The sequence below is a fragment of the Burkholderia lata genome (assembly GCF_902499025.1).
GTDB lineage: Bacteria > Pseudomonadota > Gammaproteobacteria > Burkholderiales > Burkholderiaceae > Burkholderia > Burkholderia lata_C.
In genome coordinates this window covers 164764-186500 of sequence record NZ_CABVPW010000003.1, presented here as the reverse complement: position 1 = coordinate 186500, position 21737 = coordinate 164764, and the positions used below count along the sequence as shown (strand labels likewise).

The following is a 21737-nucleotide window of genomic DNA, read 5'->3' as shown; positions in this document are numbered from 1 at the left end:
CTCTTACATTCAGGTTACCGAAATGATCAACCCGACCAAGCAGCGGAACCTCGCTTCCGCGACGGCCCAGCCGGTGGCCACCCGTACGCCGCTGTTGCGCGGCGCCGATCAACGCGCCCGCATGCAGTCGCTGATCCGCACGGCCGGCATGCTGCCGGTGCTGCTGGTTCTGTGCATCGGCTTCGGCCTCCTGACCGACGGCTTCTTCACGCTGCAGAACCTGTCGATCGTCACGCAGCAGGCATCGATCAACATCGTGCTCGCGGCCGGCATGACCTTCGTGATCCTGACGGGCGGCATCGACCTGTCGGTCGGCTCGGTGCTCGCCGCCGCGGCCGTCGCCGCGCTGCTCGCGTCGACGATCCCCGGCTGGGGCTGGCTCGGCGTGCCGTTCGCGCTCGTCGTCGGCCTCGTGTTCGGCGCGATCAATGGTGGGCTGATCTCGTTCCTGCGCCTGCCGCCGTTCATCGTCACGCTCGGCGCGATGACGGCCGTGCGCGGTGTCGCGCGCCTGATCGGCAACGACACGACCGTGTTCAATCCGCAACTGCCGTTCGCGTTCATCGGCAACGGTACGATCCTCGGCGTGCCGTGGCTCGTCGTGATCGCGTGCGCGGTGATCGCGATCTCGTGGTTCATCCTGCGCCGCACGGTGCTCGGGATGCGGATCTATTCGGTCGGCGGCAATCCGGAAGCCGCGCGCCTGTCGGGCATCAACGTGCGGGCGATCCAGCTGTTCGTGTATGCGGCGTCGGGCCTGCTCGCCGGCCTCGGCGCGGTGATGTCGGCCGCGCGGCTCTATGCGGCCAACGGCCTGCAGCTCGGCCAGTCCTACGAACTCGACGCGATCGCCGCGGTGATCCTCGGCGGCACGAGCTTCGTCGGCGGCGTCGGCTCGATCGTCGGCACGCTGATCGGGGCGCTGATCATCGCGGTGCTGACCAACGGGCTCGTGCTGCTCGGCGTGTCCGACATCTGGCAGTACATCATCAAGGGGCTCGTGATCATCGGCGCCGTCGCGCTCGACCGCTACCGCCAGCGCGATTCGGCGCGTACCTGACACGCATTCCTCACTGTTCAACCATCGGGGCGCAGGCAAGTCCTCCTGTGCCCGACCGCCAACGGACCTTCCGGAGACACAACGACATGTTCAAGCACCAAGCCGCCCTGACCGCCGTCGCCTGCGCACTCGCTTTCGGCGCCGCCGCCGCACATGCAGCCGACAAGCCGCTCAAATCGATCGGCGTCACGGTCGGATCGCTCGGCAACCCGTACTTCGTCACGATCGTCAAAGGCGCCGAGGCGCGCGCCAAGCAGATCAACCCGAATGCGAAAGTCACGGCCGTGTCGGCCGACTACGACCTGAACAAGCAGTTCACGCAGATCGACAACTTCATCTCCGCGCACGTCGACATGATCCTGCTCAACGCAACCGACCCGAAGGCGATCGAGCCGGCGGTGAAGAAGGCGCAGGCGGCCGGCATCACGGTCGTCGCGGTCGACGTTGCGGCCGCCGGCGCGAACGCGACCGTGCAGACCAACAACGTGAAGGCCGGCGAGCTGGCATGCGACTACATCGCGAAGAAACTCAACGGCAAGGGCAACGTGATCATCGAGAACGGCCCGCAGGTATCGGCCGTGATCGATCGCGTCAACGGCTGCAAGACCGTGCTCGCGAAAAACGCCGGCATCAAGGTGCTGTCGAGCGACCAGGACGGCAAGGGCTCGCGCGAAGGCGGGATGAACGCGATGCAGGGCTACCTGACGCGCTTTCCGAAACTCGACGGCGTGTTCACGATCAACGACCCGCAGGCGATCGGCAGCGATCTCGCGGCGAAACAGCTGAACCGCCCGAACATCGTGATCACGTCGGTCGACGGTGCACCCGATATCGAGGTCGCACTCAAGTCGAATACGCTCGTGCAGGCGTCGTCGAGCCAGGACCCGTGGGCGATGGCGCAGCAGGCCGTCAACGTGGGCTACGGAATCATGAACGGCCAGAAGCCGGCCAATCCGATGATCCTGATCGAGCCGACGCTCATCACGCGCGACAACGTGAAGACCTACAAGGGCTGGAGCTCGCCGCGCTGATCGCGCCGTTCGCCCGCGAAACCGGGCGGTGCCTGGCCGCGTTGCCGCGCGCGACGGCCGGCACCGCCCGCCTGTTCACCTCAACTGCTGCACGGCCGCACACAACGCCGCCGCACAAGGTTTCGACATGACGACGACGTTTCCCCGCCTGATCGTATTCGGCGAAGCACTGACCGATTTCATCCGCGACGACGCCCAGCACTGGCACAGCGTCGCCGGCGGCTCATGCTGGAACGTCGCGCGCGTCGGTGCGCGACTCGGCGTGCCGACGGCCTTCGCCGGCACGGTCAGCCGCGACATCTTCGGCGACGAACTGATGCGCAAGAGCGCCGACGCGGGGCTCGACCTGCGCTTCATCCGGCAGGTCGATCGCGCGCCGCTGCTCGCGATGGTCGTGTCGAAGCAGCCGCCCCACTATTTCTTCATCGGCGAGAACAGCGCCGATCTCGCGTTCGATCCGGCGGACTTGCCCGCCGGCGCACTCGACGCGGCCGAGATCGTGCACGTCGGTTCGCTTGGCGTCGTGCGCGAGCCGCTCGCGGCCCGCCTGATCGACGTGGCGCAAGCCGCGCGGGCGGCCGGCAAGCGGATCTCGTTCGACCCGAACTTCCGCGCGCCGATGGCCGCGCCGTCGTATCGCGACACGCTGCGCCGGCTGGCCGGGCTCGCCGACTGGATCAAGGTATCCGACGAGGATCTGCGCGGGCTGTTTCCCGAACTCGATGAAGCCGCCGCGCTCGTGCAACTGCGCACGTGGGCGCCCGACGCGACGCTGCTCGTCACGCGCGGCGCATCCGGCATGCAGCTTCTGCATCGCGGCACCGAGCTGTTCCAGCCCGCGTTTCCGACCGAGGTTGCCGACACCGTCGGCTGCGGCGATGCGAGCATCGGCGGCTGGCTCGCGAGCCAGCTTGCGCGTCCCGATGCATCAGCCGCCGAGCATCTGCGCTACGCAGCCGCGTGCGCGGCGGTCGCCTGTGCGCAGGCTGGCGCCTATGCGCCGACGGCAGCCGAAGTGACCGACATGATCGAACGCTCCGCCGACGCCGTGGTTTCGCAATAGCACGCGCCGGCGCGCCGCCCTCGCGCCGCCCCGTCAAGCGGCGGTCGTTCCGTCGCTGCCGTCCGGCGGCATCCCGGCCTGCAGCAGTTGCAGGCTCTCGTCGACGCTCAGTTCGGACATCTCGTCGTCGTGCAGCGTATCGTCGGCCGCACGGCGCAACGCATGCAGCGCGTGCACCTTGAGGCGCACGATCGCGAGCCGCAACCCGCGCGCCGTGCATTCGGCCGCGAACGTGCGCAACGATTCGATCGTCGTGCTGTCGACGTCCGGCGTTTCCTCGAGGCTCAGCATCACGGTATGGGCGTCCGGCGCGGCCTTCATCAGCGCACGCACGCGGTTCAGCATCCGGTCCGCATTCGCGAAGAACAGTTGCGCCTCGGGCCGCACGATCAGTACGCCCGGCACCGGTTTCGCGTCGGCATGGCTCGCCACGTCGACGAAATCGTGACTGTCACGCAGCCTGCCGAGCACGCTGACATTCGGCTCGGACAGCTTGCGCAGCGTCAGCAGCAGGCTCACGCCGATGGCCGCGAGCAACCCGTGCAGCACGCCGAGCACGAGCACTGCGAGCAGCGCGGCGATCACGACGAGCCGGTCGCGATGCCAGGCCCAGTACGGCCGGAATACCGACGGATGCAGCGAGTGGCTGACCGCGAAGATCACGATCGCCGCGAGCACGGGTTCCGGCGTGCGCGCGAGCTGCGGCAGCAGCAGCCAGACGATCAGCGCGACCACGCCCGCCGCCCACAGGCCGGCAAAGCGCGACTGCGCGCCGGCCGCTTCGTTTGCCGAGGTCGCCGAATAGCCGGCACCGACCGGCATCCCGTGCAGCAGGCCCGACACGAGATTCGCGCAGCCGAGCGCGACGAGGTCGCGGTTCGGCGACACGCTGTCGCCATGCTTCAGCGCGAAGTTGCGAATCGATCCGTACGATTCCGCGTACAGGATCAACATTAGCGCGAATGCAAGCTCGATGGTCTGCATCCACGCGTTGCGGTCGAGGGTCGGCAGGCCGAACTCGATATGCTTGAAATCGATATGACCGACGATCGCGATCCCGTATCGCTGCCAGTCGATCGCATAGCCGGCCACGATCGACAGCACGATCACGACGAGCGTCGCGGGCACGCGCGAGCTCCGCCCGAGCGCGAACAGCAACGCCAGTGCGATTGCACCGAGCACGACGCTCGCGAGATTCGCGTGCGGCGCGCCGGTGATCAGGTCGAGCGCGACATGCGGCGCATCGCTGTGCTGCACGGCAATCGCGAGAATCTTCGGCAGTTGCTTGATGACGATGGTCAGTGCGAGGCCGAACGTGAAGCCGCGCAGCACCGGCCGCGCGACGAAATCCGACATGCCGCCGAGCCGCGCGGCGCCCGCCAGGATGAACAGCACGCCCGTCATCGCGACGAGCGCCGCCGCGAGCGCGAGCTGCGCGGCGAGCGCCATCCCCGATTCCGCGAGCACCGTCGCCGCGAGCACGGCGGCCGACGACGACGTCGACGACACGATCGCGAAGCGGCTGCTCCCGGTGAGCGCATAGACGACGAGCCCCGACAGCAACGCGATGAGGCCGGCCTGCGGCGGCAGGTTGGCCAGCCCCGCGTATGCGACCGCCTCGGGGATCAGCAGGCCCGCAATCGACAGGCCGGCCAGTGCATCGAGGCCGATGCGCCGCTTGGGTGGCGGCGAAGTCGCGTCGAGCACGGCGAAATGGTCGGCATGCTGCGGGCCGGCATCGGGGCGGATCGGGGTGGTCGTCATGAGGGGTCAGGGCTTGACGGCGATGACACCCGACCAGCCGGGCAGATAGCGCGCATCCTGGTCGTGCGCGCGGCGCAGTGCGATATCGAGCGCCTTCGCGAAGTTCTTGCGGATCTGGTCGAGCGACACGTGCTGGCGAAGGTAGTCCGCCCACAGGAATTCGCTGAACGGTGTCGCGTCCTTCGCATAGCCGCCCGCCGTGCGCAGTTCGCCAGCGAGGCTGCGATACGGATCGTCCACGAGCCCCGTCAGCGCCTTCGGCAGATTCCCGTAGTCGCGGCGCGTGCCATCCGCGCCGAACGGATGCACCCACTGGTTGTGTTCCATCATCCGCCAGAAGATCGTGTCGTCGAGCCACGACAGGTCCTTCAGCAGCATCGCGTTCACGCGCGTCTCCCCTTCCTCGATCAGCGCGAGGCCGAGATGGTGGTGATCCGTGATGTAGTGCAGCCCGTCCGGGCCGACCACGGCCGGGAACCAGTGCGACTCGATCGCGGCCTTGCGCGCGCGCTTGTCGAGCGCCTTCCAATGCTTGCGCTTCGCCTTCACTTCGCGATAGCCGACCGTCATCTGCGTGGGACGCAGTTCTTCAAGCTTGACGGGAATCAGATGAACATCGTTGCCGAGAGCCATGGTCGTACCCCATGTTGCGAAATTCCGGCAACGATACTCCTGATCGTGCGAGCCGTTAATACGTCATGACCTCGATACGCATCCGATTGACGATCTCTGACACCCTCCTGTGCCCTCACGGCGCGCGTTACGCGCGCAGATCGTTGCGTTCGAGACGATGACGAACGTAAGGAATGCCGTCGTGCACGACGCTCACGCGACGCATCCCGAGCTTGCGGGCGACATTCAGCGAGCCGCTGTTGGCCTCCGCGATATCGGCGATCACGCGCGGCAGGCGCACGGTATCGAAGGCGTGACGCACGACGGCTGCAGCAGCCTCGCTCGCGATGCCGCGCCCCCACGTCGCACGCACCAGCCGCCAGCCGATCTCGACGTCGCGTGCGCCGTCCGCATAGTCGGGAATCAGCAGGATCCAGCCGATGAACGCATCGGGCGCGGCCTTCTCGAAGATCGACCAGTAGCCGAGGCCCGGCGGATAGTCGCGCGTGATCCGGTGCGTGACGAAGCGCCGATGCTCGACGGGATCGTGCCACGGGCCCGCGATGTGCCGCGTGACCTCGGGATCGCGATCCATCTCGACGCACGCATCGAGATCGGCCAGCACACGCGGACGCAGCCACAGCCGGGCGGTTTCGAGCACGGGCAGCGTGGCGGCGGAACGTTCGGTCATCGGGACTCCTGATTCGGTGACGATGCGCATCGGGCGCATTACAAAATAGGTACAACCAGCCTTCCGGAAGGATACAGATGCCTGTCGCCTGTTTCGCGCGACGCCGTTTCCATTTCCGAAACAGTTCATTTCCTAGGGATTATTCCCGATTCGACGTTATCGCGCCCCACATCGCCCGGCGCCGCGGCCTACACTCGATCAATGCCCCCGCACCGCGCGCAAGCCGGGCCGGCATCCGCATGCACATGCGTGAGCGCGCAAGCCAACGAGGAGACCTCGGACATGAGCTGGACCCGCGAACAACGCAACGTCACGATCGCCGCCTACCTCGGCTGGACGCTCGATGCGTTCGATTTCTTCCTGATGGTTTTCGTGCTGAAGGACATCGCCGCCGAATTCGGGTCGACGATCCCCGCCGTCGCGGTCGCGCTCACGTTGACGCTCGCGATGCGCCCGCTCGGCGCGCTGATCTTCGGCCGGCTCGCCGATCGCTTCGGCCGCCGCCCGACGCTGATGGTCAACATCGCGTGCTACTCGCTGCTCGAACTCGCGTCGGGTTTCGCGCCGAGCCTGACCGCGCTGCTCGTGATGCGCGCGCTGTTCGGCGTGGCGATGGGCGGCGAATGGGGCGTCGGCTCCGCGCTGACGATGGAAACCGTGCCGACCCATGCGCGCGGCTTCGTGTCGGGGCTGCTGCAGGCCGGCTATCCAAGCGGCTACCTGCTTGCGTCCGTCGTGTTCGGCCTGTTCTACCAGTACATCGGCTGGCGCGGGATGTTCATGGTCGGCGTGCTGCCCGCGCTGCTAGTGCTGTACGTGCGCTCGCACGTGCCCGAATCGCCGGCATGGAAACAGATGGAGAAGCGCCCACGCCCGAGCCTTGGCACCACGCTGAAGCAGAACTGGAAGCTCACGATCTACGCGATCGTGCTGATGACCGCGTTCAACTTCTTCTCGCACGGCACGCAGGATCTCTATCCGACGTTCCTGCGCGAACAGCATCACTTCGATCCGCATACCGTGTCGTGGATCACGATCGTGCTGAACATCGGTGCCATCGTCGGCGGCCTGTCGTTCGGCGCGATCTCGGAGCGGATCGGCCGGCGTCGCGCCATCTTCATCGCTGCGCTGATCGCCCTGCCCGTGCTGCCGCTGTGGGCGTTCTCGAGCGGCCCGGTTGCCCTCGCCGCGGGTGCGTTCCTGATGCAGATCTCGGTGCAGGGCGCGTGGGGCGTGATCCCGGTTCACCTGAACGAGATCTCGCCCGACGAGATCCGCGCGACCTTCCCCGGCGTCGTCTACCAGCTCGGCAACCTGCTCGCGTCGGGCAACGCGCTGATCCAGGCGAAGCTCGCCGTTGCGAACGGCAACAACTACGGTTTCGCACTCGCGCTCGTGGCCGGCATCGTCGCCGTCGTGATCGCCGTGCTGATCATTTTCAGCCGCGAGCGGCGCGGCATCGACATGACGCAATCGGTCAATACGCGTAGCACGGTCACCTGAACCCGTGCATTGCCGCATTGCACCATCGCGTGTGCCCCGCCCCGTCGAGGGCACACGCGATACTTTCCGCATTCGCACATCGAACTAGAGGAATTTGTCCAGATTCCCTGCTTGCCCGCTCCGCCCGCCCTTTTTTATCTTAATAAAAACGACTGTTTGAATCAGACAAACAAATCACCAGTTCGTGGCCGGGCGACCGGCATGGGAGGCGGGACATGGCAGTAAGTCAGGAGGGGCGGCCATCCGCGGGACGGCCGTCCGGGGCGCGGTCATCCGGCACTCGGCAGACCGGCGGGACGAAGGCACGCATCCTCGATGCGGCCGAGGACCTGTTCATCGAGCATGGCTTCGAGGCGATGTCGATGCGGCAGATCACCTCGCGCGCGGCGGTCAACCTCGCGGCGGTCAACTACCACTTCGGCAGCAAGGAAGCGCTGATCCACGCGATGCTGTCGCGCCGGCTCGACCAGCTCAACCAGGAACGCCTCGGCATCCTCGACCGCTTCGATGCGCAACTCGGCACGCACATCACCTGCGAGCACGTGCTCGGCGCGATGTTCATTCCCGCGCTGAAGGCATCGCGCAATCCCGAACGTGGCGGCCCCGGGTTCCTGCGGCTGATCGGCCGTGCGTACACCGATCCGTCGCCGTTCGTGCGCAACTTCCTGACCGCGCACTACGCGAGCGTCGCGGGCCGCTTCTTCGACGCATTCCAGCGCGCATTGCCGCACCTGCCGCGCACGGAGCTCGGCTGGCGGCTGCACTTCGCGATCGGCGCGCTGTCCGGCGCGCTCGCGGGCGCCGAGACGGAAAGCCTGATCGACGAGTTCTCGCAAGGCCGCACGATGAACGACGTGCAGATGATCGCGCGGCTGTCGTCGTTGATCGTCGCCGCGCTGAAAGCGCCGATGCCCGACAGCGCGCAACTGTCGATCTTCGCGGCCGTGCTCGACGACGCGGGAGCGAGCGAAGCGTTCGGGCTGCCGCAGTCGGGTGCGACCACCGCCGATACGGCGACGCTGCATTCCACGAACTGAGCGCGCGCGGCCACGCGCGGCTTCCTGTTCACGATTTGATTGAAACGCGCGGTCATGCGGGGCGTCGAGGCGCCCGCGCCGATCGACCGTGCGGCACGGGGCACGGGCCGGCGCTGAAGCGCCCGCCCTCGCCGAGAGCAAAGACCGGAGACTCGTCATGTCATCATCCGCAGCAACCGCAGCGGCCCAGGTTCCGCCGAACAGCGACGGCATCTGGTACGCGTCATACCCGCCCGGCGTCCCGCACGACATCGACGTCACGCAATACGCATCGCTCGTGCAGTTCTTCGACGAATGCACGACCCGCTTCGCCGAGCGCGTCGCCTACGTGAGTGCGGGCGCCTCGATGACCTACCGCACGCTCGCGCAGAAAGTCGACGCATTCGCGTCGTATCTGCAAAGCATCGGGGTCAAGCCCGGCGACCGCGTCGCGATCATGCTGCCGAATACGTTCCAGTACCCGGTCGCGCTGTTCGGCACGCTGAAGGCCGGCGCGATCGTCGTCAACGTCAATCCGCTCTATACCGTGCGCGAACTCGCGCACCAGCTGAAGGACAGCGGCGCGCAGACGATCGTCGTGTTCGAGAACTTCGCACGCACGCTGCAGGACGCGCTGCCGGAAACGCAGGTGAAGAACATCGTCGTCACCGCACTCGGCGATCTGCTCGCCGACGGTTTCAATGCGAAAGGACGCCTGATCAATTTCGTGCTGAAGCACGTGAAGAAGCTCGTGCCGGCCTACCACCTGCCGCAGGCCATCCGGCTGCGCTCCGCACTCGCGCTCGGTATGCGCGGCAAACCGCAGCCCGTGCAGATCACGCGTGACGATCTCGCGTTCCTGCAATACACGGGCGGCACGACCGGCGTCGCGAAAGGCGCGATGCTCACGCACGGCAACCTGATCGCGAACCTGCTGCAGGCGAAGGCCTGGATCGCCGACCAGGTATCGGGCGATGTCGAGACGGTGCTCACGCCGCTGCCGCTGTATCACATCTATTCGCTGACGGTGAACGCATTCATCTTCATGGGGCTCGGCGGGCGCAACATCCTGATCGCGAACCCGCGCGACATGACGATGGTGATGAAGATCATCCGCAACGAGACGTTCACGGGGATCACCGGCATCAACACGCTGTACAACGCGTTCCTCGACAACGAGGAATTCCGCAAGCGCGATTTCTCGAAGCTGAAGCTCGCGATGGCGGGCGGGATGGCGATGCAGCGCGCGGTCGCGGAACGCTTCCAGCAGGTGACGGGCCGGCCGGTCGTCGAAGGCTACGGCCTGACCGAATGCTCGCCGATCGTCACGATGAACCCGGTGGACCTGAACGACATGGCCGCGTTCAGCGGTTCGATCGGCCTGCCGGCGCCGTCCACGCTCGTACGCTTTCGCCGCGAGGACGGCACCTGGGCGCCCGTCGGCGAACCGGGCGAACTGTGCGTGCACGGTCCACAGGTGATGCGCGGCTACTGGCAGCGCCCCGACGAGACGGCCAAGGTGATCGACGCCGACGGCTGGCTCGGCACCGGCGACATCGGCGTGATGGACGAACGCGGCTTCATCCGCCTGATCGACCGCAAGAAGGACATGATCCTCGTGTCGGGCTTCAACGTGTACCCGAACGAAATCGAGGAAGTGCTGGTGATGCATCCGGGCATCAGCGAAGCCGCGGCGATCGGCATTCCTGACGAGGTCCAGGGCGAACGGATCAAGGTGTTCGTCGTGCGGCGCGACCCGTCGCTGACGGTCGACGACGTGCTCGCGCACTGCCGCAAGAACCTGACCGGCTACAAGATGCCGAAATTCGTCGAGTTCCGCGACGCGCTGCCGCAGACGAACGTCGGCAAGATCCTGCGCCGCGCACTGCGCGACGAGGAGCTCGCCAAAATCAAGGCCGCGAAGCAAGGCTGAACGATCCATCGCCCCGGGAGACGCCGTTGATGAACGAAGGAAAGAAGCGCCACGCGCGGCATGCCGCCGCCGTGGCAGTCGCGTGCATGCTGTCGCTCGCGCAGGCCGGCTTGCATGCGCAGGAAACGGCCAGCGCCGTGAGCGCGGCGCAGGAAGTCGCGCTGCCGGCAGACCTCGCGAAAGTCGTGCGCGAACCGGTCGCGCAGCAGGCGCGCTGGCTGCGCGCAGCCGCGCAGCGCGGCACGCTCGCGCAACTCGACGACGCGACGCTCACGGCACTCTTCAAGGCACTCGATCCGCTCGCCGTGCCGCTCTATATCCGTAACGGTCCCAACGGCTATCCGTCGTACCAGTTCACGATGGTGCGCCAGGAGCGCATCAGCGGAAAATGGTCCGATACGCCCGACCGCATGCTCGTGAAGACCACCCGCGAGCCGCTGCGCGTCTATGCGAAATGGCTGCCGGGCGGTGCGCATGCCGGACAGGAGACCATCTACGACACGACGCAGCGCAAGGACGAAATGTACGGCCACCTCGGCGGCCTGCTCGGCAAGATCCCGCTGTGGACGGCACTCGACGGCGCACTTGCACGCGCGCAGTCGAATCACCAGGTGAAGGATCTCGGCACCGAGTTCATCACGAACCTGTACCTGACCGAAGGGAAGAAATATCTGGAAGCCGGCGTGCAGCGGCCGACCGATGTGGAAGCCAAAACGATCGGCGGCGTGCGCGTCGTTGCGCTCACCTACGAAACGCCGACCGGCCGGCCGCAGTTCTACGCGAAGAAGGAAGTCCTCGGGCTCGACCTGCACGCACCCTATTTCCGGAGCGTCGAGTCCTATGACAACGACGGCAAGATCTTCGAGCGGATCGTCATCGAGAAAATCGCGCCGGCGACGCTCGACGACACCGCATTCGACCCGAAAAACCCCGACTACGCGTTCTGATGCGCGCCAGCGGGGTTGACTTCGGGCTCAATCGTCATCGTCGTCGCCGTGGTGCCGGTGCCAATGCTTGTAATAGTGCTTGCGCCACTTGCGATAGCGATCGTCGTCGTCATCGCCGTAGTAGTCGTATCCGTATCCCGGATAGGCGACCACGGCCGGTTGCGGCGCCACATAGACCGGCGCCGGCTCGACATAGACCGGCGCGACCGGTACGCCGATGCCGACCGACAGGTCGACATGCCCCGCCATCGCACTGCCGGAAGCCAGCAACGCCACGCCCCCGACCCACCCTGCCCATCGTCTCTTGTTCATGTTCTGAATCCCTGATACACCGGCCCGCCCGGCTCGCGCAGCCAATGTAAGCGCCCCGCGCGAACCAAGGTGATACGGCTCTGCGAGATTCGTAACGCGGCGTAACGAAATGGGATTAGCCGTTCGACCGAATCGCGAAATTGCGCTGGAACGTCTATAGTGGGTTACGGTTCGACACAATCACGACTGCGCGCTCCCCGATCGAACAGGGTAGAATCCCGCCAAACGCCTTGTGGACGAACACGCCACACACACGCACAACATATTCTCTGACGCAGGCTCCTGCCGCACCTCAATGGCCAATCCCGCAGAATCCCATCCGCAAAACGACTTCATCAATTCGGCGCGCAAGGAACGTAAACGCGTTGAAATCTATCTCGTCAACGGCATTCGTCTGACGGGGTGTATCGAGTCGTTCGACCAGTACCTGGTGATGCTGCGCACCCCCGTGGGTCTGCAAGGCATCTACAAGCGCGCGATTTCCACGATCCAGCTCGACACGGGCGGCTCGCGCCCGGGCGGCAGCGGCCCCCGCGGGCCGCGCACCGGCGGGCGCCCCGGCGGCCGTGAAGGCGGCGGCCACAGCCCGTACGGCTCGCACGGCGGCCCGCGCGAATCGCGCGGCGATGGCGGCTACGGCTCGCGCGAACCGCGTGAAGGCTATGGCTCGCGCGAACCGCGCGAGGGTTACGGCTCGCGTGAGCCGCGCGAAGGCTACGGTGCCCCGCGCGAACCCCGTGAACCGCGCGAAAGCTACGGCGCGCCGCGCGACACGGGCGACGCATCCGGCAACGCATCGCCGTCGGATTCCCGCGGCGGCAACGGGCCGGTCATCGTGACGCGCCGCCGGCGAATCGTGCCGGACGGCCAGTAAAGCAAAAGGGCAAGCCGACCGGCTTGCCCTTTTTACTTGTGCGGCCGGCGCGGCATGTCGCCGCACCGCCGCCGGGTTCAGCGTGCCGTCGTCGGCAAGCCCGCATCGGCCTCGCGCTGCAACGAACGCACCTGCTGTTGCAACGCACGCAGTTGCGACTGAAGCTCGGCCTGCTGCGCCTGCAATGCAGCCGTCTCGTTGCGTACGCTCTTCTGGCGATCCGCAACCGCCGCCTGCTGCTGGCGTGCGATAGAGATATCGGCCTGCAGACGTCGCGCGCGATCCTGCGTGACTTCAATCTGCTTGTCCATTTGCGTCTTCTGCGATTCCAGCTTCGCCGCCCGAAGTTCGTTCACGGCCAGCCGCTCCGCCTGACGCGAGAAATCGCGATAGATCGCTTCCGCACGCGTTTCGTCGTAAGTCTTGATCACGCGCCAGAACGCCTTCTGCTGGAACAGCGCGACGAAGTACGCACCGTCCTTGACGTTGAACAGCTGGCTCGCACCGTAGCTGCCGTTGTAGCTCGTGCGCATTTCCGTCAGCGTGTGCGCCTGGATCTGGCGCTGCAGGTCGTCGACCGTGCTCGGCCCCGTCGACTCGCCCGCTTGCGGCTGCAACGACGTCTGTGAATCGATCACCGGAATCGCCGCCACCGGTGCCGACGCCTGCTGCACTGCCGGCGCACCGCTGTCTGCCAGACTTTGCGCGTATGCGCCCTGAATGCCTCCCGCCAGGGCGAACAATACGCACGCCCTTCCCAACCCCGTCATATGGCTCATGAAGTTCTATTCCCGCCCGAGTCGTTGTAATTCAGCGCGATTTTATCTCATTAATTACTCACTTTCGCGGGTCTCGGGCTCCTCATCGAAGATCTGATATTTGCGCATTTTTTCCCACAAAACCTTGCGGCTGATGCCGAGCTGCTGCGCCGTATCCTGGCGCCGCCAGCCGTTTGCGTCGAGCGCCGCAATGACGCGGTTGCGCTCGTTCATGTCCCACTTGCTGCGATCGACGAAAACCTCCGCCGCGCTTTCTGCCGGTACCGGCTGCGCCGAATTGCGCGCGTGCGCAATCAGCCGCTGCAGCCGCGCGGCATCCCACCCGCCCGTCTGCCGCACCGTCACACCGACACGCTCGGCGAGGTTGCGCAGTTCGCGCACGTTGCCGGGAAAGTAGCTGTCCGCGACCGAATCCGTCAGCCAGTACGGCAGATCGGACAACTGAGCGAGCCGGTCCTCGCCGACGATCTGCGCGACGAACGACTTGAACAGCGCGATCTTGTCGACGGCGCCGCGCTCTTCCAGCGACGGAATGCTCAGCTCGATCACCGCGAGCCGATAGTAGAGATCGGCGCGGAACAGGCCATCCTTCACGAGCTGCGGCAGCTTCTTGTTGCTCGCCGCGACCAGGCGGAAATCGACCTTGACCGGCGTCGTCGCGCCGACACGCAGCACCGCGCCGTCCTCGAGCACGCGCAGCAGCTTGACCTGCTGGTACAGCGGCAGATCGCCGACTTCATCGAGGAACAGCGTGCCGCCACCCGCCTGCTCGAAATAGCCTTTATGCGCAACAACCGCGCCCGTAAACGATCCCTTCGCATGACCGAAGAACAGCGATTCGAACAGGCCGTCGGGAATCGCGCCGCAGTTCACCGGCACGAATTCGCCGTGCCGGTAGCGCGAATGCTTGTCGTGCAGCAGTTGCGCGATCCGCTCCTTGCCCACGCCGGTTTCGCCGTGCAGCAGCACGTTGGTGTCGCAGTCGGCGAACGTATCGACTTCATGCAGCAACGCCTGCATCGATTCCGAGTGCGCGACGAGTTCGGTCGGATGCGACGTTTCAGCCGTATGCGCACGCAACTGGGTGACAAGCTTGCCGATCATGCCGCGCAGTTCGGCGCAGGTGAAGTCGAGCGGCAGGATATGCGAATACTCGGGCGGATACTGCGACGCGTCGTGATCGCGCGCCGCGCCGACCCAGACGACCGGCATGCCGATGTTGGCCTGCCAGTCGCGCAGGAACGCCGCGCCGGTTTCGATCATCGTCACGCTGATGATCGCCAGCGACGGTCGCAGTGCGGCGCGCTCGGGCGAGACTTCCGCGTTGTCGGCGCGGATCACTTCGACGTCGAAGCTCGCCATGCACCGGGCGACGCGGTCGACGATGTCCGCCTTGCCTTCCCAGACGTACAGGTCGAGCTCTTCGATTGCGGGCGTGGTTCTCATGATTCGGGTGCGGCTTCAGTAATTGACGAGTTGCTTTGCATTGCAGCTCAGTGAGCAGTTGCAGGCGGCAGCGACGCTGCCTGCTTTGATGACTGAACGTTCAGGCATTTATTGAACCAGCATGGGGTTGCCGCATTTGATCGAGTCCGGTGTGTTCGTAACGTAGGCGTTCCCCAGGCTCAGACCGAGCAGGCCCGTGACCGAGGTCAGGAGAGAGTCGATGGGTTGCAGGAGCAGCGGAACGAGCGTACTTCCGAGTGCGCTCAGAAGCGGCCCGGTCAGAATATTCAACACCGGATTCAAGATGCCGGCCAGCACCTTTGCAAGGCCACCTTGCGCCGACAACGTGAACGACAGACCACTATTGGCTATTCCCTGGACAGCAGGCGCCAGAAACTGACCCGTTGTCGTACTCAGCATATACGGCGATGCTGGACTCGGCGAAGCGGACGACCCTGGCCCAGGATACGTAAATGTCAGCGGAGCCCAATTCTGATTGGCGACAGGAATCGTCACCTGCCCTGGCTGTATGGTGATGTTGACCGAAATCTGATTCAGGTTGATGAGCCCCAACGTCAGGGCAGAGAGCAAATTCGTCACGGGACCCAGGCCCAGCAGGTCGAGCAGACTCTGCAGACTGACGGTCACCAGCGGAATCGGGGTTGCGCCGCTGTCGGGCGTATATCCGGACGGTGCGTTGAGGTTGAGCAGCGTGGTCGACGAACCGCCGATATAGACGGCAGCCACCCCGGTCTGCACGTTCACAGTCGCGTTCTTCGTACCGTTCGCGGAACAGGTGACGGACGCGAGGCCGGCCTTGGCCGGCGCCACGGAGGCGGTGATCGGCAATTGAACGGCAGCAAGCGGTGTCGGATTACCCGAAGGGCAAGTGCCGCCCGGATAGACCAATCCGCCGGTAGGACAGCTCGACAGCAGCGATATCGACGTATTGAGGAAAATGTTCCCCTGCGCGGTCGACGTATTGGTCGTGCAATTGTCCGTCCCGCAGTTCGACGGCCCGGGCGGACCGCTCGCGGTAGACGGCGGATTGGCCCCCAGCTTGACGGAACCCGACACGGTCACGTTCAGCAACGGCGCGAGCACCGTAGGCGTCTGGACCGTGACACTCGGAATGGCGACCGAATTCGTGCCATTCGCGATCTGCAATGCTGTCGACAGTAATCCGAGGGCATTGACGCTGGCGTCAACGGCGGAGGTTCCAGTCGCGGTTGCAGCGGAAACCAGCTGGCCGAGCGCGATCTGCGGCCCGGTGCAGACACCGGTCGAACAGAGGGCGATGTTCAGCGCATTCAGCACCGTCAAATTCGCGGCGGCCACGTTTTGCTGTGTCGCCGCCTGTAAAGCAGCAGTGGCCAGTTGACCGAGCGTCACGGTGCCATTCAGCACGCCCGTCGTGGTGCCGACCGGCAGGTTGGCGAGAATGCCGGCCAGCTTCACGTTGACTTGTGCAAGCCCCTGATAGTCGACAAGCTGGAGATTCAACGCATTGTCGTTCGACCCTGTCAGCACCTTGAGCAGCTGATTGGCCAAGCCACCGTTCAGCGATGCAACTGACGTGGTCAGCGTAAAGGTATCGGTCGGCACGCTCTTGGCGATGGCGGATCCACCGATCGTGACGCCACCGCGAAAAATCCCGTCGACCGGCTCGGCCACCGTGACACAAACAGCATTGGTCGATTGACCGTTGACTGTTCCGGCCGACAGACCGGCGCATTGGCCGTTGCTGATCGGGTCGCCCGATATCCACGTGAACTGCGCGCTGCCGTTGCCCTGAGGGGCGGTCCAGATACCGCAAGACACGGAAACGCTCGAACCCGTCGGCAACGGATTCTGCGATGGGTTGGCGATTTGACCGGCAGCGGTCTTCGCTGCCTGGCAAGTCGCGTCAGTGGTAATTTGCGACACGGCCGACAGCGCCGCCAGATCGGCCGCCGCTTGCATTCGACGTCTTTCGGCATAGAAATGGCCGACGTCAATCGCGCCCAGCACAATAATCGCGACCAGTGCCCAGATCGTCGCCATGACCGCGACGCTTCCCCGCTGGAGACTTCTCCGCGGGCCGCCAGTGCCACGCCGCCGCGCCGCGTGCGATTGATCTGCGCGCATGGTCATCTCTTATTGCGCACCCTGCCCGCCGCCCGACGTGCCGCCAGCTCCACCGAGTTGCGAACTCAGCGATTCCGGGATCTTGTTCTTGAACGAATCAAGATAGCGCTGGTAGGCAAGCGACGCGACATCGCCGAACACCGGTTGCGCCGGCGCCGCCGCGCGATTGTCACGCTGCATGGCGAGCCAATCCTTGGTCGAGCGGCCAACGTCCGACGTGCGCGGTGCCGCCGCTTGTTGACCGTACGCAGCGCCGGAGCTCGTCACGATGCAGGCGATTGCACCCAGCGTCGCGATCCAGCCGGCGCGTACGCTTCGCTTGTGATTGTTCTTGTTCATATCGCTCCCCGAATATCCGTTCATTGTGCAAACCGTTGCAACAGCGGCACCGTCTGGTCGTAGCCGAAGTTGTTCGCCATCGGCGTGATCGGTGTCGCGGCGCCGCGCCGTGACACGACCGGCGGTGTCGCGACGGCACGCTGCTGGGCACGCACGGCCGCTGCAATCTTCGCGGCGTCACTGCTGATGTCCTTGCGAATATCCGTCGACAGATGCTGCTGGTTCATCAACCTTTGTGCATCCTGCGTATGTCCTGCCGCAAACAGATACAGCACAAGGTTGCTGACGATCTTCGGATTGCGCTGATCGAGTTCGGCTGCCTTCATCAGCGGCACCCGTGCGCCGACGACGTCGCCACTGCGCAACTTCGCGTACGCAAGGTCGGACAGCAGCGACGGATCCGTCGGCGCAAGCTCCGACGCCTGCGTCAAAGCCTGCACCGCACGGTCGAAATCGCCCGCCGCGCCTGCAAGCAGCCCCAGCCCACGATAGCCGCGCGCAGCGAGCGGCGTCTTCAGCAACTGGTTATATGCGGCGGCACTCGCGGCCGGCTGATCGGTCATCCGCAGCGCATCCGCGCGCAGCAAGACCGACTCCGGCATGACACCGTATGTCTTGTCATACGCATCGATATGCGCGAGCGACGCGTAGTAGAGCCCTTGCGTTTGCATGCGCTGAATCAGGCCCAGGTACATCCCCGGCGTATCCGGCACGGACTGCTTCTGATCTGCTGTCTGGATCAGCGCCGCGCGCTCGGCCTGCGCACCGACGCCATACCCGCTTTCCTTGCTAGCGCATGCGCCAAGCAGCAGCACCGCCACCAACGTGCCTGCTCGCGTCACTGTTTCGCCGATTCGCTTCATGGTCTGTCCTTCCGTCCTTCAATGCTGCGACGACAATGCGCGCATCACAGCGAGCATGCCCGGCCCGGCCGTCACGATCAGCAAGGCAGGCAACAGCGTCAGCACCATGACGCCCGTCATCTTCACGGTCAATCTGCCGATCCGTTCGCGCAGCATCGCGCGTCGTGTCTCGCGCAAACGATCGCCGAACTGCTTGAGCGGTTCCTGCACCGCGCCGCCATGCTTGTCGACCTGAATCATCAATCGCACGATCGCGCGCAAATCCTCGTTGTCGAATCCACTGGACAGCCGTTGCAGCGACTGCTCGCGCGTACGTCCCGCGGCGAACTGACGCTGCGCGATCCCCACCTCCGACGACAGCACCGGCAGCATCCCGCGAAAATCGTTCGTCACGACCTGCAGACTCTGATCGAGCGACAACCCGACACCTTGCAGCAAACGCAACATGTCGACGAGCAGCGGCAGTTCGTCGACGACGCTCTGCCGCCGCGACGCCGCGCGGCGCTGCACATAGAGTTTCGGCAGCATGAAGCCGAGCCCGAAGGCGACGAACATGCCGACCATCCAGATACTGCCTTTCATGCGCCCGCTCGAGAAAACCGCGAACAGCAGCGGCAGCGCGATCCCGCAGGCGACCCGCGCGCTCAGAAACAGCCCACGCGTGCGTGCGTCGACATAACCACACTGCTCGAGCAGGCGGCGATCCTCTTCCGCGACGGCGTATTTGCCGAATCCGGTATCCAGCCAGCGCATGCCCGCCGCGGACAATCGGTCCAGCCAACGTTCGACGCGCTGGCCGCCGCGCACATCGGGTTTCGCCGGCGCATCGCCATTCGGCGCAGTCCGTGCTTTCGCTGCCTCGAGTGCAGCCATGCGCCGATCCAGCGCATCGACCAGCGCCCGTTCGGCACGCCCCGCGGCATGCGCACGCAACACGGCAAGCGTGCCGAGCAGCAGCACCCCGAGTGCGCCCACTGCCAGCGCAATCGCTCCGATTTGAGTTGCTGTCATAACCTCACCTGAGCCGAGCCATTCGATACAGCCATATGCTGCCGGCCACTTGCGCCAGGAATGCAATCGTGAGCAGCGACCGACCGCTCGGATCGCCCCACATCCCGTACAGATACTTCGGATTTGTCATCACGACAAAGCTGCCGATCGCAATCGGCAGCATCACGAGGACGAACGCCGACAGCCGTGTCTCCGACGACATCGCGGTCAGTTCGCGCTCGGCCTGCTCGAGATCGCGCATGAACACCGACATCCGCTCGAGCATCACGTCCGCGCGTCCGCCGTATTTGACCGACAAGCGCAGCACCGAGCCGACGAGTTCAAACTCTTCTGTCCGGTAGATCTTCGCGATGTGCATCATGGCCCGATCGATCTCGATACCGCCGCGCAGCATCCGCGACACAACGTCCAGGCAGCCGCGCAGTGGCTCCTCGGTCGTCAGGAGTGCGGACTGGAAAGCGGCCGGCACGCTGTTGCCCAGCGTCACGAGACGCACGATCCCGTCGAGGAACGACGGAATCTGCCGCACGATCTTCAAGCGCCGCCGCTGAATCCGCGACGCGAGCCAGACGCCAAGTATCGCGCTTCCGCAAATGATTGCCGCGAAACACGCGAGCACGCCGCCGTGACTGCCCGCGATGAACGCAACCGCGACAAGCGCCGCGAGCGCGATGAGCGCCTTGCCGCGCGCATCGTCTATCCCTGCTCGACTCGCGAGGTTCGACAAGTATTCGGATGCCGCCGCATACCAATGTGCCCAGAATGCGTCCGGCGCTGCCTTCTTTGCCGCGCCCGGTTGCGGCACGGCACGCGCGACACCGGCCGCCGATGCGCGTGCCGTCGGCGCGGAGGCACCGGCACGTGCGCCGGGCTCGAGCCGGCTGTCGATGAAGCGCTTTGCATCGGTCCGTACGCGCCGGCTCTCCGCGTGACGCCACAGCATCATCGCCGCAGCGACGCACAGCATCGCGATCGCCAACACCCACACCATCGCGCTATACATTGAAGCCCCCGCCGCCGCGGCCAAACCCGCCGCCGCCGAAGCCCCCGCCAAACCCGCCGTCGCCGAACCCGCCGCTCGTCAGCGTCTGACGGAAGCGTGCGAGCTTCGGCGAATGCGGATGAATACCCAGCGTTTCCCAGTTGTCGACTTCCTCGCCCTCCGGCGTCACGCGCGCTTCATAGCGGTAAAGCTCCTGCGTCGCGATGATGTTGTCGGACAACCCGGTCACTTCGGTGATCGACAGGATCCGCCGCCGCCCGTTCGACAGGCGCCCGATCTGCACGATGAAGTCGATCGCGTTCGCGATCTGCCGGCGCAGGCTCGACTCGGTGCCCTGGAAGCCAGCGAAGCCGGCGAGCATCTCGAGACGGTACAGACACTCGCGCGGCGAGCTCGCATGCACGGTGCCCATCGAGCCGTCGTGACCGGTATTCATCGCCTGCAGCATTTCCAGCACTTCGCCGCCACGCACTTCGCCGACGATGATCCGGTCCGGACGCATCCGCAGCGTATTGCGCAACAGGTCGCGAATCGACACGACACCGGTGCCGTCGAAGCCGCCCGGCCGGCTCTCGAGCCGCACGACGTGCGGGTGGTTCAGCGACAGCTCCGCCGTGTCCTCGATCGTCACGACACGCTCGATCTCCGGAATGTGGAATGCGAGCGCGTTGAGCAGCGACGTCTTGCCGGAACTCGTGCCGCCCGATACGAGAATGTTGCAGCGTGCCTCGACCGCCGCCTGGAGCAGCGTGTTGATCTCTTCGTTGAACGTCCCGTTGCCGAGCAGATCGGACGGCTTCAGCGGATCCTTGCGGAATTTCCGGATCGATACGACCGGGCCGTCGATCGACAGCGGCTCGATCACGACGTTCACGCGGCCACCGTCGGGCAACCGCGCGTCGACCATCGGGTTCGACTCGTCGAGACGACGGCCGATCGGTGCAAGGATCCGGCGCACGATCCGCAGCAGGTGCGCGTTGTCGGTAAAACGCACCGGCAGCTTCGCGAGGATCCCGTGACGCGACACGTACACGTCGTTGTACCCGTTGATCAGGATGTCCTCGACGGCCGGGTCCGCGAGCAGGTCCTCGATCGGCCCGAAGCCCGCAAGCTCCTTGGTCAGGGCCTCGGCGATCGCACGCACCTCGTTCTCGTTGAGCGGAATGCGGCGCAGGCGCACGAAGCTGTCGATCTCGAGATCGACGAACTGGTTGATCGCCTGGCGGGACCATCTGCCAAACTCGGCGCCCAGTTCTTCGATGCGCGTCAGCAAGTGCTCGTGCGCGGCATTCTTGATGTCGTGGAATTGCTGCGTCTGGGAGAACGGCGCTGCGCCGTCGGCGAATTGAATGTCGTGTGCCAT

Annotated in this window: 20 protein-coding genes; 8 read left to right on the top strand and 12 right to left on the bottom strand. The window is 65.3% G+C overall.

The genetic code is table 11. The features are described from left to right. The first annotated feature begins 22 nt into the window (after window positions 1-22). From BDI24065_RS04045 to BDI24065_RS04035, 3 genes are all read left to right on the top strand, one after another. Window positions 23-1060: an ABC transporter permease subunit gene (locus BDI24065_RS04045; protein WP_175030107.1), complete on the top strand. Its 1038-nt coding sequence runs from the start codon at window positions 23-25 to the stop codon at window positions 1058-1060. An 86-nt stretch (window positions 1061-1146) separates the two neighbouring features. Then, window positions 1147-2091 carry an ABC transporter substrate-binding protein gene (locus BDI24065_RS04040; RefSeq protein ID WP_175030106.1) on the top strand — a complete coding sequence of 315 codons (945 nt, stop codon included), beginning with the start codon at window positions 1147-1149 and terminating at the stop codon, window positions 2089-2091. A 127-nt stretch (window positions 2092-2218) separates the two neighbouring features. After that, the gene (locus BDI24065_RS04035) at window positions 2219-3154 is read left to right on the top strand and encodes a carbohydrate kinase family protein (RefSeq protein WP_175030105.1); all 936 of its coding nucleotides are present in this window, start codon (window positions 2219-2221) and stop codon (window positions 3152-3154) included. A gap of 33 nt (window positions 3155-3187) precedes the next feature. On the opposite strand, the gene BDI24065_RS04030 is transcribed toward BDI24065_RS04035, so the two are convergent. The 3 genes from BDI24065_RS04030 to BDI24065_RS04020 all read right to left on the bottom strand — a co-directional run bounded on the left by BDI24065_RS04030 (window position 3188) and on the right by BDI24065_RS04020 (window position 6221). Next, on the bottom strand, window positions 3188-4918 hold the full coding sequence (locus tag BDI24065_RS04030; RefSeq protein WP_175030104.1) for a SulP family inorganic anion transporter: 1731 nt from the start codon (window positions 4916-4918) through the stop codon (window positions 3188-3190). A 6-nt stretch (window positions 4919-4924) separates the two neighbouring features. Then, window positions 4925-5551 carry a ParB-like protein gene (locus tag BDI24065_RS04025; protein ID WP_175030103.1) on the bottom strand — a complete coding sequence of 209 codons (627 nt, stop codon included), beginning with the start codon at window positions 5549-5551 and terminating at the stop codon, window positions 4925-4927. Window positions 5552-5678: 127 nt separating this feature from the next. Then, the gene (locus BDI24065_RS04020; RefSeq protein WP_175030102.1) at window positions 5679-6221 is read right to left on the bottom strand and encodes a GNAT family N-acetyltransferase; all 543 of its coding nucleotides are present in this window, start codon (window positions 6219-6221) and stop codon (window positions 5679-5681) included. 282 nt (window positions 6222-6503) lie between these two features. Between BDI24065_RS04020 and BDI24065_RS04015 the strand changes: the two genes are divergently transcribed. The 4 genes from BDI24065_RS04015 (at window position 6504) to BDI24065_RS04000 (ending at window position 11620) form a co-directional block, all read left to right on the top strand. Beyond that, window positions 6504-7724, top strand: a complete 1221-nt coding sequence (locus BDI24065_RS04015; RefSeq protein WP_175030101.1) for an MFS transporter — start codon at window positions 6504-6506, stop codon at window positions 7722-7724. A gap of 215 nt (window positions 7725-7939) precedes the next feature. After that, complete coding sequence (locus BDI24065_RS04010; protein ID WP_043182625.1) at window positions 7940-8761, top strand: TetR/AcrR family transcriptional regulator; 822 nt, start codon at window positions 7940-7942, stop codon at window positions 8759-8761. A gap of 157 nt (window positions 8762-8918) precedes the next feature. Continuing rightward, entirely contained in the window at window positions 8919-10673 is a 1755-nt protein-coding gene (locus tag BDI24065_RS04005) for an AMP-binding protein (RefSeq protein ID WP_175030100.1), read from the top strand. A gap of 29 nt (window positions 10674-10702) precedes the next feature. Next, on the top strand, window positions 10703-11620 hold the full coding sequence (locus BDI24065_RS04000; protein ID WP_175030099.1) for a DUF1571 domain-containing protein: 918 nt from the start codon (window positions 10703-10705) through the stop codon (window positions 11618-11620). Window positions 11621-11647: 27 nt separating this feature from the next. On the opposite strand, the gene BDI24065_RS03995 is transcribed toward BDI24065_RS04000, so the two are convergent. Beyond that, window positions 11648-11932: a hypothetical protein gene (locus tag BDI24065_RS03995; RefSeq protein WP_175030098.1), complete on the bottom strand. Its 285-nt coding sequence runs from the start codon at window positions 11930-11932 to the stop codon at window positions 11648-11650. Between the two features lie 295 nt (window positions 11933-12227). On the opposite strand from BDI24065_RS03995, the gene hfq reads away from it, so the two are divergent. Next, window positions 12228-12806 (top strand): RNA chaperone Hfq, encoded by a 579-nt coding sequence (gene hfq, locus BDI24065_RS03990; RefSeq protein ID WP_175030237.1) that lies wholly within the window; start codon window positions 12228-12230, stop codon window positions 12804-12806. 77 nt (window positions 12807-12883) lie between these two features. Here hfq and BDI24065_RS03985 read toward each other — a convergent pair whose 3' ends face one another. From BDI24065_RS03985 to BDI24065_RS03950, 8 genes are all read right to left on the bottom strand, one after another. Then, window positions 12884-13585 (bottom strand): DUF2968 domain-containing protein, encoded by a 702-nt coding sequence (locus BDI24065_RS03985; protein WP_175030097.1) that lies wholly within the window; start codon window positions 13583-13585, stop codon window positions 12884-12886. A gap of 54 nt (window positions 13586-13639) precedes the next feature. Then, window positions 13640-15031, bottom strand: a complete 1392-nt coding sequence (locus BDI24065_RS03980) for a sigma 54-interacting transcriptional regulator (RefSeq protein WP_175030096.1) — start codon at window positions 15029-15031, stop codon at window positions 13640-13642. A gap of 108 nt (window positions 15032-15139) precedes the next feature. Beyond that, complete coding sequence (locus BDI24065_RS03975; protein ID WP_302479447.1) at window positions 15140-17158, bottom strand: pilus assembly protein TadG-related protein; 2019 nt, start codon at window positions 17156-17158, stop codon at window positions 15140-15142. 9 nt (window positions 17159-17167) lie between these two features. Next, a complete protein-coding gene (locus BDI24065_RS03970; RefSeq protein ID WP_175030094.1) occupies window positions 17168-17497 on the bottom strand; it encodes a DUF3613 domain-containing protein in 330 nt (109 codons plus the stop codon). A gap of 20 nt (window positions 17498-17517) precedes the next feature. After that, window positions 17518-18360 carry a tetratricopeptide repeat protein gene (locus BDI24065_RS03965; protein WP_175030093.1) on the bottom strand — a complete coding sequence of 281 codons (843 nt, stop codon included), beginning with the start codon at window positions 18358-18360 and terminating at the stop codon, window positions 17518-17520. A gap of 18 nt (window positions 18361-18378) precedes the next feature. Then, on the bottom strand, window positions 18379-19371 hold the full coding sequence (locus BDI24065_RS03960) for a type II secretion system F family protein (RefSeq protein WP_175030092.1): 993 nt from the start codon (window positions 19369-19371) through the stop codon (window positions 18379-18381). Window positions 19372-19375: 4 nt separating this feature from the next. Continuing rightward, complete coding sequence (locus tag BDI24065_RS03955) at window positions 19376-20374, bottom strand: type II secretion system F family protein (RefSeq protein ID WP_175030091.1); 999 nt, start codon at window positions 20372-20374, stop codon at window positions 19376-19378. After that, on the bottom strand, window positions 20367-21737 hold the full coding sequence (locus BDI24065_RS03950) for a CpaF family protein (RefSeq protein ID WP_175030090.1): 1371 nt from the start codon (window positions 21735-21737) through the stop codon (window positions 20367-20369). Before BDI24065_RS03950 ends, BDI24065_RS03955 begins: the two co-directional genes overlap by 8 nt.